The sequence below is a fragment of the Methanothermobacter crinale genome, assembly GCF_055397825.1.
In genome coordinates this window covers 348,989-362,109 of the sequence record NZ_AP042450.1, presented here as the reverse complement: position 1 = coordinate 362,109, position 13,121 = coordinate 348,989, and the positions used below count along the sequence as shown (strand labels likewise).

Here is a 13,121-nt window from a genome sequence, read left to right as displayed (position 1 = left end):
AGGTGATCCAAGATGAAAAAATTAACAGAGAAAATCAAAACTATAATGGATCACCTGCTCACCCTCCTAGTTAACATTTCAATACTCTCTTCAAAGGCTTTTATAAAATTCTTCGAAGTTTTCAATAAAATAAATTTTTTTATTAAAAGCATAAGACGAGTCCTTGGAGAAAGCCTATTCGCACTTTTTATATGCGCTATCGGCGACCTTATAGCAGGTATCGTCCTCGGTAAAATGACGCATTTCCTCGAAGCTTACCCCGGTCTTATAGTTCTTATACCCGGTGCAATAGGAATGAGAGGTAACATCTTCGGGGCTTTAGGCTCACGCCTTGGATCAAACCTCCACATAGGTACTCTTTCAACAGAACTTAAAAAATCTGCAATTTTAAATGAGAACATAGAAGCCACCATCATCTTAACCATAGTAATGTCCTTGTTCCTTGGATTCATGGCATGGATGCTCTGCGAAATTTCAAATTTTAGAAACATAGGGATAATTGATTTCACCATAATATCAGTTATGGGTGGTATAATCTCTGGAACTTTCTTATTACCCGCCACGATTCTGATCGCGCTCAAAAGTTATGAAAATGGGTGGGACCCCGACAATATTACCACGCCCTTGATAGCAGCATCAGGAGACCTTTTCACACTACCATCCCTTTTTTTAGCCATACTATTTCTGGAATTAATAAAAAACACAATCCTAGAACCAACATTTTTTCTTCTTTTCATTTTAATGGGAGTATTAGGCCTCTTAATAGGGTTAAAAGGGGATGGATATTTGAAGGGCATAGTTAGTCAAAGCGTCCCAGTGCTCCTTCTCTGTTCAATCTTTGGAACAGGTGCAGGTAGCATCCTAAACAGCAGATTATCTATCATATTAGATAATCCTAGTATACTCGCACTTGTACCTTTATTCTCAGGGGAAAGCGGAGACCTCGTAAGTATACTGGGCGCTAGATTATCCTCTGGTCTACATTCAGGTACTATACCCCCAACTTTGATACCAAGGGAGGGGGCTCTTCATAATTTTGGTATAATCATCATACTTTCCATTATAATCTATCCAGTGATAGGGGTTTTAGCCCATCTTGTAAGCGCTGCATTGGGCTTGCCAACAATTCCTATCCATAAGATGATTCTGATAAGCGCACTTTCAGGTTACCTCCTAACACCCTTCCTCTTGACTTTAGGCTTTTACCTGAACTCTCTTTCATATCGAAAAGAACTAGACCCTGACAATGTTGTCGTACCCCTTTCAACGAGTTTAACCGACCCTATGGCTAATCTTTGCCTTGTTTTCATGATAATATTATTTTTGAACGTTTAAATCCATGCTACCATAACAAAATCGCACGGTTGAACCTGGAAATAATCTGGTTGAAGTGGTGGGGAAGATCCCTTCGGCACGGAAATGATTAGAACATTCCCATCAGACCTTGCATGTATCCATATTATCCCAGTAGAATTCGAAGATAATAGGCTTCTTATCCTGTCATTTAAAAGCACGGGAGACTCGTAAAGATTCTCTTCATCGTTCTTGTTCTCAGGAGTGTCCATAATCCATGATACCCCTGGATTATCTGCTAAAAGGTAATAATTATTCCTTTCAATTTCTTCGTATGTTGTTTTGAAGTAGCCGCATTTCCATGTTCCATGTCTATAACAGCTATTAGATTTTGAATTTAGGTCTAGTATAACATATTTTTTGTAGAAATCACATTGGACTGTCCTGTTCACCACGAATATCTCATGGGGTGTTCCATCTTCGCATCTAATCATAATGGGGGGTATATTATTCCAGGGATATATTGTTATGTTTGCATGTAGTTGTGGTGGGAGTATTTTGTTGAGGAGTTCTGGGGTGGCTTTTAATTTACTTATTTTGTCGTAGGATAAAATCTCGGAACTTTCACTAGAGGATAATCCAGGGATTACATTATCGGTTGTTGGAAGAGTCTCCCAATTATTTGGAGATCCGGGTGTATCTATTAGTATTTCTGTCGTTTCGCTTACTACCCTTTCAAAGTAATATCTTTGAAGGTTTTCGTGGTCTATCTCCCTTTTCATATCCATTAAGTCACTGGAAACGCCCATTATAACAATTAGGATGACCATTGATAATAGTACGTCTGTTGAGAAGACCAAGCCTTCTTCCTTCATTTTATCCCATACTTTTTTCGGTGAGCTTCATCCAGGAAGAGTATGTAGACTGTTGTTGAATTTATGATGAATGGCGAGCCTTCATATAAGTCCCCGAATATGACATGGTCCACCGAGGCTATGGTGGAGCCATTGTTTAACCCATGGGGGATTATGAAGGTCTCCAAACCTCGGTGGGGGCATGTAGCCTTTCCCTCCAACCGGCAGAGGTAACAAGCCCCATCATTACTTTCATGATAATAACCGTTTTGGATGCAATCTATCATGACAAGAGCAGATCCATGAACTTCATAAGGTTCATAGGGGCATTTTCTGATAATGAAAGGTGAAGTGGCGTTTTCATAAAATGATCCATTTGCGCCTCCAAGATAAGCTGCTAAACTGTGATAGTATTCTATACTGGTAAGATTGTGGGAGATTGAATCGCATTTCGTGAACGGGAGAGGATCTGGCAGACCTTCAACAGATACTAGTTGTGAAATGTTTTCTGCATGTTTAACATTGCCTTTTTGGACTGTTATTGTTGAATTCACCTCGATATAGAATGGATCTTCTTCATAGGAGGTTATGGTTTTTATGGTACAATTCACATCACAGTCATAGATGAGTTTGTCGATTCTTTCCTGCACTTTCGCTTTCACATATTCGCTGCTGTTTATAATTGTCATGTTCTCTTCAATGACCCCATAGGCAGTATTATTCAAAACATCCAGGGTTATAATTGGTATATTATCTTTCACGTCTTTAAATGTTGACATAACATTGTTTGAATTTATGGAATCGCAATTAGCCCTATTCTCATAATCTAACATAGTTAAAGTGCTGAGAAATAATATGAAAATTGGGATTATAAGTAAAAGCACTGTTCCATTCAAAACATAACCCTTACTCCCTACCATAAATAATATTATAATACATAATATTATAAAAATATTATCATAATAGTTTCAAGAAACCATAACACAAAGTATTACCCGTGAATAATTTAAATAACATGAAAACGTAAAAAAGGTTTTAATAACCCCCACCCATTCTAAAGATGCAAACCAGAAAATAATGCAGAATGGAGGTTTATAAAATGTCAGAAACCGTGAGAACATGGCGCCACATACCCCAACGTTACAATCTACTAGGCTCTAAATGCCTAAATTGTGGCTCAGTATTCTTCCCGAAACGCATAGTATGCCCCCGATGCAGGAGAAAAGGCAAACTAGAAGATATAAAATTCAAGGGGAAGGGTAAAATACACAGTTACTCCGTGATACACGCTCCAAGTAACGAATTCAAAAACATAGCACCATACGTAGTTGCCATAGTCGAATTAGAAGAGGGGGTTAAGATAACCACCCAAATTGTCGACTGCGACCCTAACAACATAAAAATAGGAGACAAAGTAGAAATGGTATTCAGAAAAATAAGAGAAGAAGGAAAAGACGGGGTGATAACATATGGCTTCAAATTCAAACCAACAAGCTAAAATAGGAGTCCTACTCATAGGCCATGGAAGCAGACTACCCTACGGAGAAAAAGTTATAAAAGAACTCGCCAGACTCTACAAGATGGAAGTAGAATACCCAGTTGCAGTAGGCTTCATGAACATTTCAAAACCAACCATCCCAGAAGCCATAAAAAAACTTTCACAAAAAGGTGTTGAAAAAATAATTGTCACACCAGTATTCCTGGCCCATGGTGTGCACACAAAACATGACATACCACACATACTAGGAATAAATGATGGAAAGGAATACGAACATTCCCATGAACACCAACACGATGAAAAAGCAGAATTTGACGGTGAAATAATTTACACAGAACCCATAGGCGCGGACCCGCGAATCGTTGAAATAATAAAAGACAGGGTAAATTCCGCCATTTCATGATAGAAATGAAAATCTCAGATTTAGGCGAAAAAAAGCTTATTAAAAGGATAATAGCCAATATAAAATCTCATCTGAGGGATTTTAACATAGAAGGTCTTGGTGATGATGCCGCCATCATAGACATGGGCAGAGAATACATTGTTGCAACAGCCGACCTGCTAAGACAAACCTCACATTTCCCTGAGCCCATGACCCATGAACAAATGGGCTGGAAAAGTGTAACAGTCAACGTAAGTGACCTGGCCGCGATGGGGGCGAAGCCATTAGGATTTTTATTATCAATGGGCCTCCCACCCCATATGAAAGTTGAAGAATTCGACGAACTCCTTAAAGGTATCCTTAAAGCTTGCGACCATTACAAGATACCTCTCATCGGCGGAGATACAAAAGAAGCAGATGAAATAATACTAGCAGGAACCGCCATTGGGATAACACTGAAAGAGAACGTGCTTTTAAAAAGTGGTTCACGAGAAGGGGACTTGATAGGGGTAACAGGACAATTAGGCCTTGCAGCAGCCGGGATGAAAATAATCCTCTCTAGAACAAAGGAAGTGCCAATAGCAGATACATCTAGGATCATGGATCACGCTCTTAAACCAAGGGCAAGATTAAAAGAGTCCTTGATAATAGCAAAATCGCATCTCGTAAACGCAGCCACTGATATAACAGATGGTCTTGTAAGTGAATTGAATGAACTGATAAAAGCCTCCCCTAAAACCATTGGTATAAAATTATACGAGGATAAGCTCCCCATCCCCCAAGAAGTGGAAGAAATAGCGAAATTCATCAAGGAGGACCCCTTAGAGTTGGGACTTTATTATGGCGAAGACTTCGAACTTCTTTTCACACTCCCACCCGAGAATATCACCCCCCTCCGTGCTCAATTAGATTTTCATATCATAGGTGAGGTCACCACAACAGGGACGATTGAAATAGTTGATAAAGAAGGAAGAACATACACATTACCAGTGAAAGGATATGAACATCTGAGGGGTTGAAGTTGATAAAAGAGGCTATTCTCTATGAAAAGGTCGACGGAAGGGTGAAGTGTAGCGTATGTAATAGAAGGTGTTCAATTCCCGAAGGCAAAAGGGGGTTTTGCCTCACAAGAGAGAATAGAAATGGTAAACTTTACAGTTTGATCTATGCTGCTGTATCTTCCTCTGCAGTAGATCCCATCGAAAAGAAGCCACTATTTCATTTCTACCCTGGAAGTTTTGTCTATTCTCTGGGGACAATTGGTTGTAACTTTCGTTGCAAGCACTGCCAAAATTGGAATATTTCACAAGCAGTAATAGATGAAGCATACACAGAGGATATACCACCCAAAGAAGCTATTGAAGCCACGAAGAGGTATAATTGTAAGTCTATTGCATGGACGTATAACGAACCCACTATCTGGCTCGAATATACACTTGATTGTGCAGAACTTGCACATAAGGATGATATTAAGACCGTTTATGTTACGAATGGTTATATGACGGAGGAAACCCTTGAACTCTTATCACCGTTGTTAGATGCTGCTAACATAGACCTAAAAGGGATGACAGATAGATTCTATAAGACTGTCTGCAGTGCAAAATTGCAACCAGTACTTGACAGTATAAAATGGATGCATGATGCAGGGATACACATTGAAGTCACAAACCTTATAATACCCGGATATAATGATTCAGAGGAGGAGCTTAAGGCCCTTGTCAAGTTCATGGTCGAGGAGGTTGGGGTTGAGGTTCCGTTACATTTCACGCGCTTCTACCCACATTATAAGATGCGACATTTACCCCCAACGCCAACAGAAACCCTTCTCAAAGCCCGCGATTTAGCACTTGAAGAAGGCATGAGATATGTTTATGTGGGGAATGTTCCAGGTCTTTCAGAGGAAAACACTTATTGTTATAATTGTGGCGAACTTCTAATACAAAGATATGGTTTTCAGATTAACCGGCTAAATTTGAAAAAGGATAGGTGCCCATCCTGTAATGCAAAGATCGATATAATAATCTAGGCTATCCTTTCAAATTTCTCGGACTCTTTTAATGGTTTTGTGGCGTCTACACCGACCTTTGTAGTTGTCCCATCAGCTGACGCTGAAGGGTCAAGGGATGAACCCCTCGCTCCGCGGACTATAAGTATGTCATCATCTTTTACCCGTGTAGCTATCGCATACTCCACGTCCTCTAAATCAAAGGGATTTATATCATCGTCAACAACTACAACATGTTTTAATGAGGGATGGGCTGATAAAGCCGCCATTATAACATTTTTACCATCGCCCTCCGCTTGTTTCTCCATGGAGATAATTGCATGTAACCAGCAACAACCGCCTTCTGTAAGAATCACATTTTTCACGCTTGGAACAGTATTCTCCACAGCTTTTAATATCCTCGGCTCTTGTGGGAGTCCTTGGAGTAATTTATGTTCAAGGCCAGCGGGTAGAATAGCGTGATATAATGGGTTGTCTTTAAAGTGGATCCTTTCAACTTTTATAACAGGTTCTTCCCTTATAATATCATATGTGCCGGTTAAATCCACGAAAGGGCCCTCATCAGCTCTCTCGTCGGCGAGAATCTTCCCCTCTATTATTATCTCCGCCTCTGGAACTTCTAGGTCCACTTTTTCACATTTGAAAAGTTTAAGTTTTCCATCATGAAAATTGTTGGCAACTTCTAGTTCATCAACATTTATTGGTACTGATGTCGTTGTTGCGAGTAATGTTGCAGGGTGCATTCCAATGACTATAGCTATGGGCAGATCTTCCCCTATTTCCTCTGCTTTTTTATAGTAACTGTAGAGGTGTCTTGGGACTATGCGCACAGCTAAGTGTCTTTTATCGAGTAACATCATCCTGTGGATGGAGGCGTTCCGCACTCTGGTTTCTGGGTCCCTGGCTATGATGGCACCCGCGGTAATATAAGGGCCCCCATCTTTTTTGTAGTATGTGAGGATTGGTAGCTTTTCTAGGTTCGCTTTAAAGGAATGGTAACCTTCAAGTTTTTCGGTACTTTCTATTGGTGTTGGGTTCTCCATTGCTTGGATTATTCGCCTTGTTATGTTCTCTTTTTTGCAGTTGAGCGCCCTTGAGATCTTCTTTCTACTGTTGCATATTCCTGAGATCACGGGTATTTTGGATTCTTTGACATTTTCTAGGATCACGATTTCCTTGGGATGTTCTCTGAGGACTCTAGCAGCTTCAATATAAGTTGAAACTTCCTTTTCGATCCTTATGATATTGAATTCGTCTTTTATGGATTGTAAAAATTTTCTCATTTGATCACCAATTTTTTTGAATATTAATAGGTCCATCCCTTTAGTTTTTTTACTTTTGTTTCTATTTTTTCATTTTTTATCCCGAGGATTTCGGCTGCTAATATGGCTGCGTTGCCACCATTTTCTATGCCAACAGTACCTACAGGGGCTCCTGGGGGCATGTTAACCATGGAGAATAAAGAATCTAAACCATAGGCTTTAAGAGCACATGGGACTCCTATAACTGGTTTGTCTGTAAGGGCTGCTATTGCACCACTCACATGTGCAGATAATCCACTGATCGCTATGAATAATTTAACAGTTTCCATACCTTCTATGTATTTTTGGAAACGTTCTGGGTATCTTATGGGGGATATAACATTCAGGTCATAGGATATGCCCAGTCTATCGAGGAACATGGTGACTTTCTTGGTGATTTTCATATCAGAGTAACTGCCTGGGACAACAGAGACAAGTGGATTGTTATCTGTTATTTCTTCTTTGGTTGTCCAGATTGTTTCTGGGGTGATTATTTTGATTGGGGAGTAGTAGTTTCCTCTCATGTTATTGATGATGCGTGATTCGTCCCTTTCAACCTTTTCATAGTATTCTTCTCTGAGTTTTATTATACGGGCCCTTATCTTCTGGTTATAGGTTCCGAGTATCTGGGCGGCGAATAGGGCGCCGTTTTCTCCCCTGTCAATACCGACAGTGGCAACAGGAACTGGGAAGGGCATCTGAGAACATGCGAAGAGAGCGTCAAGCCCCCCTATTTTAACATCAACAGGAACACCCACAACTGGCCGATAAGTTTTCGCGGCTATTATTCCTGGAAGATGTGCGGATAATCCAGCTATGCCCATGAAAACTTCAACACCATTTCTAACAGAATCTAAAACGATACTCTTAACCCTTTCATGGGTTCTGTGAGCTGATGCCACCTTTAAGTCATATGGGATTCTAAGTTCTTCGAAGATATTCATGGCCTTTTCGGCTATCCTATAATCTGTTCCGCTTCCAAGAATTATCATTACCTTTGGCTTCATATTTAACGCCCTTTGGAAACACTATCTGTAAAGGGTATGGGCGGGCTTCTCACCTCCGTTAAATTTAAATACATATTGGATTTCTAGGGGGGCCGGCTCTTGGGACGTTGTCAACCAGTCTGGGGCGGGTGATGTCGATGATTGCTCGTATGGGATACCCTCGCAAGCCATTTCCATCAGGGAGCGCGCATTTGACTTAATCACTCAAATTAGGAATGTGGAACATGGCTTTTGACATGGGGTGAAAATGTCTTTTCCTACAATTTTAATCTTTTAATGAGGTGAAATCTCAATTTTAGGCTTTTCTTTATAATTTGTTTAATGTATATATTGTAGTGTTTTTTATAATAACATTAGTAGAGTTGTCGGAGATAATCCCACAAGATATAGAATCTTTGGAGTTAGAGACATGTCTTGGTTAATCCTCATGATTGTAATACTTTTATGTGTTTTTAAGGGACGTGAAAGGGATTTTAGTGTTTCAGTGATCATACCTGCCTATAACGAAGAAAAGACTGTTGCGAATGTTGTTAAGACGGCCCAAAGTTCATCTTATGTAGATGAGGTTATTGTGGTGGATGATGGTTCATCCGACAATACTTACAAAGAGGCTAAAAAGGCTGGTGCGACGATAATACGCCATGCAAGCAATCGTGGCAAAGGAGCAGCCCTTAGAACAGGCTTTAAACATTCAACTGGGGATATTGTAGTCTTCTTGGATGCTGATCTTAAAAATATCACAACAGCCAAGATAGATAAGATGATAAAACCCATCATAGATGGTAGAGCAGATATTACAAAGACTAAATTTAAAAGGAGAGCTGGTAGAGTTACCGAGTTAACTGCAAAACCCCTTCTAAGGTTTTTTTTCCCGGAGATAAAATTTGAGCAACCATTAAGCGGTCAATTCGCCGCTAAAAGAAGCGTTATTGAACGGATGAAATTTGAGGATGATTATGGGGTTGACGTGGGGATAATTCTTGATGCTGACGTCCAAGGATTAAATGTTAAAGAGGTTGATATAGGCGAACTTGAACATGATATGGCGAGTCTTTCTGACCTTAACATTGTAGCTACAGAAGTTGTCAGGACCATCGTTGCCAGGGCCCTTGAATATGGTAGGATAACCATGATGGATTCCATGGGGGAATCAATTCGAATGTGTATACTTGGACTTTCACTCACCACCCTTGGGATATTCAGCATATTTTTTATCAGGGCGCTTCCCCCAACTGTGGGTATTATAATGGGTATTGTGGGGGTGATCATAGCAGCCTATTATCTTGTGGCATTGGTTAAAAGATCATATTATGTTTTAGCCCGTTCAAAGGGGCGCTTACAAGTTTTAAGGTCATTCGTTTACATGCATTTTCCCATTCTTGTATCAGCCCTTATCCTTGTTGCCATGATTTCAGCACTTTTAGGGGCAGTTCATATTGATGAGGGTAAAATATCCATCGAACCCAACCCCGGAAACCTTATAATATGGAAGAAGAACGTGGAGAATAGGACATTCGATGTGAGGGGGCCATATACCATAGATAGTGCTCTTGAAGGCGAAAATGATACTATAAGGTTGCCGAAAGAGGCTGTTGACACCCTAGGGCTCAACTATGGTGACATTATCTACATTGGGGGAGTAGATTACACATTAAAAGAATCAAGGCCTAGTGATGGTAACATCATAAGGATACCAGCAAATGCCAGGGAAGTTTTAGATGTGAATGTGGGAGATGTGATCAGAGACAGCGCACTTCGCAAAGTTTTCGATAATATATTCGCAGTCCAGAAAATTTTAAATCAATCTAATGTTACGATAGAAAATGGCATCTTGATTGAGGATAATGATAAAAGTGGACGTGAAGTAAACATCTACTTTGATGGTAAAAAGATCGCCACAACCTCGGGTGTGATAGAGAATGGCTCATACTCCATTTATATAAATGGACTGCATGCTAGGACAATATACTTTAATGAAAACTTGCCCCGGGAAAACTATACCATATACTGGGGTGCTCATATTATAACAGTAGAGATCGGAAAGCCAATAAAGAGTAATATGCGATTCGCCACAACAGAAGATGGTATATTCCTCAATATCATCTCTGATAAACTTTAACAGCCTCGTCAACATCATCAGACAATCCTATAGCTGCAAGGGCCCCGATCTGCCCCTGGGCTCCAGTGACTTCTACTAGTCGGATCCCAACCCTTTCTGCAACCTGTTTGGCATCCTCCACAGTAACTAATTCTCTCTTGGCCCTTATAGAATATTCTTTAAGTTCCTCTGGGATCATTATACCATTAAATATCGCGATGGAAGTCTTATCAGAAAGAGTTTTCTCCTTTAGCTTCTCTACAATCCTTTCTACGAGCTTATCCTGAGTTCCTGGTTTAACTGCGAATGTTAATGCCACGGAAACACAATTCTGCGTCTTATATGGATTGTGTGGATAAAGTTGCACTATAATATGATCTAAGTACTCAAAACCTTTATTTGAAAGTTCAACCCCAATATTATGGGCAAGGGTCCATGTAGCTCCCTTATCTTTAGTATCTGTATCATCTATGCCTATGATAACCTTTTCAAGTCTTGGTGTTATCACAGCGGCACGTCCAAGCTTTGACCCTCCACCCATATCATATAATTCAACCCGCTTAACGCCTTCTGCCATCCCCCTACACATTGCAGCGCCAACCCCAGCCCCTGCGAGGCCGGCGTGGACAACCTTGACCTCGTCCCCGGTTATAGTGACTTCTTCGATCCCAGCAGCATTCAAACTTGCCCTTAGATTCAGATGGGTTTTCCCCGTCCTTGTAAGGTAAACATGGCGGTTACCATCCCTCTTTGCTTTTAGTATTAATTTGCTTGTCCGCGGGTATTGGTAGATCATCCAATGGGAGCCTGAGATACATGGATGATATTCTATTATCTCCACAAGGTCTTTGTCCACCATTGTGATAATCTTCTTATAGGGGGCTATCCAAGGATCCTTAAACTTCTCCCTTAATTCTTCAGGTTTTAAAATCTGCAATTCAATCCCAAGACTTAAAGTTTGTTCAGTCTCCTATACATTTTAACAGCGGCTTCAACAGCCCTTTTAGCATAATCTACTCGTTGATGGGCTTCTAAGCGGGTCATGCTTGGTCCTGAGATTCCTAGGGCTACTGGTTTATCATATTCTAGTGCAAGGTCGGCTATTTTACGGGATGCATGCTGTGCCACTATCTGATCGTGATCTGTAGCGCCTTCGATAACGGCTCCAAGTGTTATGACAGCATCTATCTTGTCATCCTCCAAGAGTTTCTTGATCGCAAGGGGCATGTCAAAAACGCCCGGGACAGGCACGACCTTAGTTATTTCAGAACCGAGAAATTTAGCATGTTCTTCAGCCAACTTTAACATCATCTGGGTTATGTCATAATTAAATTCAGCTACCACAGCCCCTATCCTAACCTTTTCCATTACCATGTTCCCTCCAATGAAAGTTTTTACACTAGCGCATATGCGATTGTGCTTATGATCATTATGATTATTATGAGTAGGGCTATCACTTGTGCCTTTGTCATCTTAGACACCCCCCTATTTTGCTATTTCATTTACAGTTTCTATTAGTATTTCAATATCTTCTAGGATATTATAATAGTGGATGGAGGCTCTCACGGTACCACCCCTTTCATGGACTCCAAGATGTCTCATAGCTGGTATGGCGCAATGATGACCGCTCCTAACACATATCCAAGCCATTTCATCCAGCATTCTCGCAACATCATCAGGGTTTATATTATCTATGTTGAAGGATACTATCCCATAAATATTTTTGGGGTCCCCATAACATTCAACTGCGTCAATTTCTGTGAGGCACTTATATAATCTTTTTGTAAGATCTTCCCCATGTTTTTCTATCCTGTCCATACCTATCCTCTTAAGGTAGTCTATGGCCCTTCCAAGGCCTATGAAACCTGCTATATTTAATGTTCCAGCCTCAAATCTCCTTGGTGGTTCTTCTAATTTAAACTGATCTTCTAGGACGTCAATTACGGTACCTCCACCAAGACTTGGAGGTTCAAGTTTATCAACATTTTGAAGGTTACAGTAGAGGAATCCTGTGCCAACAGGACCTAAGGCCCCCTTATGTCCTGGGAATGCTACGAAGTCTGCTCTAAATTTTTTAACATCAACTTTCATATGACCAAATGATTGTGCAGCATCCACCATGAAGAGGATATTGTTCTCTTCTGAGATCTTGCCAATCGTTTTTATATCCTGTACCGAACCTATAGCATTGGATACATGTGTTACTGTTATAAGCTTGGTATTCTCGTCAGCGGCTTCTTCTACGCGCCCAGGGTCGATAACACCATTTTCATCTGCTTTGATTATTTTTATTTTCACACCTTTTTCTCGGAGTTTTAACCAAGGTAGGTAATTTGAATGATGTTCTATGTTTGGGACGATAATAGAATCCCCCTTCTCAAATCTGAGACCTGTTGCGACAAGATTTATTGCCTCTGTTGTATTCTTTGTGAATATTATCTCCTCTGCTTGGGCGTTCACAAAATCTGCCACCTTTTTTCTTGCCTCTTCTAATTTTTCAGTTGCTTTAGCTGCAAGGGAATATGCCCCCCTTCCCGTGTTAGCGTTATACTTGTAATAGTATTTGTTCATAGCCTCTACCACTAATCTGGGGGTTGGTGTTGTGCTCGCAGCGTCAAGGTAAACATAATCTTCCAGTAGGGGGATATCATTTCTAAGTTCCTGGGGGTTCATCCCTTTCACC

At 40.5% G+C, this 13,121-nt stretch carries 13 protein-coding genes; 6 read left to right on the top strand and 7 right to left on the bottom strand.

All coding sequences use genetic code 11. The annotated features are described in order from the left end of the window. The first annotated feature begins 12 nt into the window (after positions 1–12). The gene (locus ACZ5XX_RS02205) at positions 13–1,335 is read left to right on the top strand and encodes a magnesium transporter (protein WP_464585180.1); all 1,323 of its coding nucleotides are present in this window, start codon (positions 13–15) and stop codon (positions 1,333–1,335) included. Here ACZ5XX_RS02205 and ACZ5XX_RS02200 read toward each other — a convergent pair. Both ACZ5XX_RS02200 and ACZ5XX_RS02195 read right to left on the bottom strand, forming a co-directional pair. After that, on the bottom strand, positions 1,332–2,168 hold the full coding sequence (locus ACZ5XX_RS02200; protein ID WP_464585178.1) for a hypothetical protein: 837 nt from the start codon (positions 2,166–2,168) through the stop codon (positions 1,332–1,334). The two genes, ACZ5XX_RS02205 and ACZ5XX_RS02200, sit on opposite strands and share 4 nt — an antisense overlap. After that, on the bottom strand, positions 2,165–3,067 hold the full coding sequence (locus tag ACZ5XX_RS02195; RefSeq protein WP_464585176.1) for a hypothetical protein: 903 nt from the start codon (positions 3,065–3,067) through the stop codon (positions 2,165–2,167). Before ACZ5XX_RS02195 ends, ACZ5XX_RS02200 begins: the two co-directional genes overlap by 4 nt. A 179-nt stretch (positions 3,068–3,246) precedes the next feature. Between ACZ5XX_RS02195 and ACZ5XX_RS02190 the strand changes: the two genes are divergently transcribed. Genes ACZ5XX_RS02190 through amrS form a run of 4 tightly spaced genes read left to right on the top strand, consistent with a single transcriptional unit; the run spans position 3,247 to position 6,053 of the window. Then, positions 3,247–3,645 carry a Zn-ribbon domain-containing OB-fold protein gene (locus tag ACZ5XX_RS02190; RefSeq protein ID WP_464585174.1) on the top strand — a complete coding sequence of 133 codons (399 nt, stop codon included), beginning with the start codon at positions 3,247–3,249 and terminating at the stop codon, positions 3,643–3,645. Then, positions 3,617–4,048 carry a sirohydrochlorin nickelochelatase gene (gene cfbA, locus ACZ5XX_RS02185; protein ID WP_464585172.1) on the top strand — a complete coding sequence of 144 codons (432 nt, stop codon included), beginning with the start codon at positions 3,617–3,619 and terminating at the stop codon, positions 4,046–4,048. Before ACZ5XX_RS02190 ends, cfbA begins: the two co-directional genes overlap by 29 nt. After that, positions 4,045–5,046, top strand: coding sequence for a thiamine-phosphate kinase (gene thiL / locus ACZ5XX_RS02180; RefSeq protein WP_464585170.1), 1,002 nt, complete (start codon positions 4,045–4,047; stop codon positions 5,044–5,046). Before cfbA ends, thiL begins: the two co-directional genes overlap by 4 nt. Beyond that, positions 5,043–6,053: an AmmeMemoRadiSam system radical SAM enzyme gene (amrS, locus tag ACZ5XX_RS02175; RefSeq protein ID WP_464585168.1), complete on the top strand. Its 1,011-nt coding sequence runs from the start codon at positions 5,043–5,045 to the stop codon at positions 6,051–6,053. Before thiL ends, amrS begins: the two co-directional genes overlap by 4 nt. On the opposite strand, the gene ACZ5XX_RS02170 is transcribed toward amrS, so the two are convergent. Both ACZ5XX_RS02170 and purE read right to left on the bottom strand, forming a co-directional pair. Beyond that, positions 6,050–7,315 carry a UbiD family decarboxylase gene (locus ACZ5XX_RS02170; RefSeq protein ID WP_464585166.1) on the bottom strand — a complete coding sequence of 422 codons (1,266 nt, stop codon included), beginning with the start codon at positions 7,313–7,315 and terminating at the stop codon, positions 6,050–6,052. The genes amrS and ACZ5XX_RS02170 overlap by 4 nt on opposite strands. 23 nt (positions 7,316–7,338) lie before the next feature. Next, the gene (gene purE / locus ACZ5XX_RS02165) at positions 7,339–8,340 is read right to left on the bottom strand and encodes a 5-(carboxyamino)imidazole ribonucleotide mutase (RefSeq protein ID WP_464585164.1); all 1,002 of its coding nucleotides are present in this window, start codon (positions 8,338–8,340) and stop codon (positions 7,339–7,341) included. Positions 8,341–8,767: 427 nt separating this feature from the next. Here purE and ACZ5XX_RS02160 point away from each other — a divergent pair, with 427 nt between their 5' ends. Further along, positions 8,768–10,459 carry a glycosyltransferase gene (locus ACZ5XX_RS02160; RefSeq protein WP_464585162.1) on the top strand — a complete coding sequence of 564 codons (1,692 nt, stop codon included), beginning with the start codon at positions 8,768–8,770 and terminating at the stop codon, positions 10,457–10,459. On the opposite strand, the gene mmp11 is transcribed toward ACZ5XX_RS02160, so the two are convergent. From mmp11 to ACZ5XX_RS02145, 3 genes are all read right to left on the bottom strand, one after another. Then, a complete protein-coding gene (gene mmp11, locus ACZ5XX_RS02155; protein ID WP_464585160.1) occupies positions 10,440–11,375 on the bottom strand; it encodes a methanogenesis marker protein 11 in 936 nt (311 codons plus the stop codon). The two genes, ACZ5XX_RS02160 and mmp11, sit on opposite strands and share 20 nt — an antisense overlap. Before the next feature lie 14 nt (positions 11,376–11,389). Next, entirely contained in the window at positions 11,390–11,806 is a 417-nt protein-coding gene (gene ribH / locus ACZ5XX_RS02150) for a 6,7-dimethyl-8-ribityllumazine synthase (protein WP_464585158.1), read from the bottom strand. 117 nt (positions 11,807–11,923) lie between these two features. Beyond that, the gene (locus tag ACZ5XX_RS02145) at positions 11,924–13,111 is read right to left on the bottom strand and encodes a cysteine desulfurase (protein WP_464585156.1); all 1,188 of its coding nucleotides are present in this window, start codon (positions 13,109–13,111) and stop codon (positions 11,924–11,926) included. Positions 13,112–13,121: the final 10 nt, after the last annotated feature.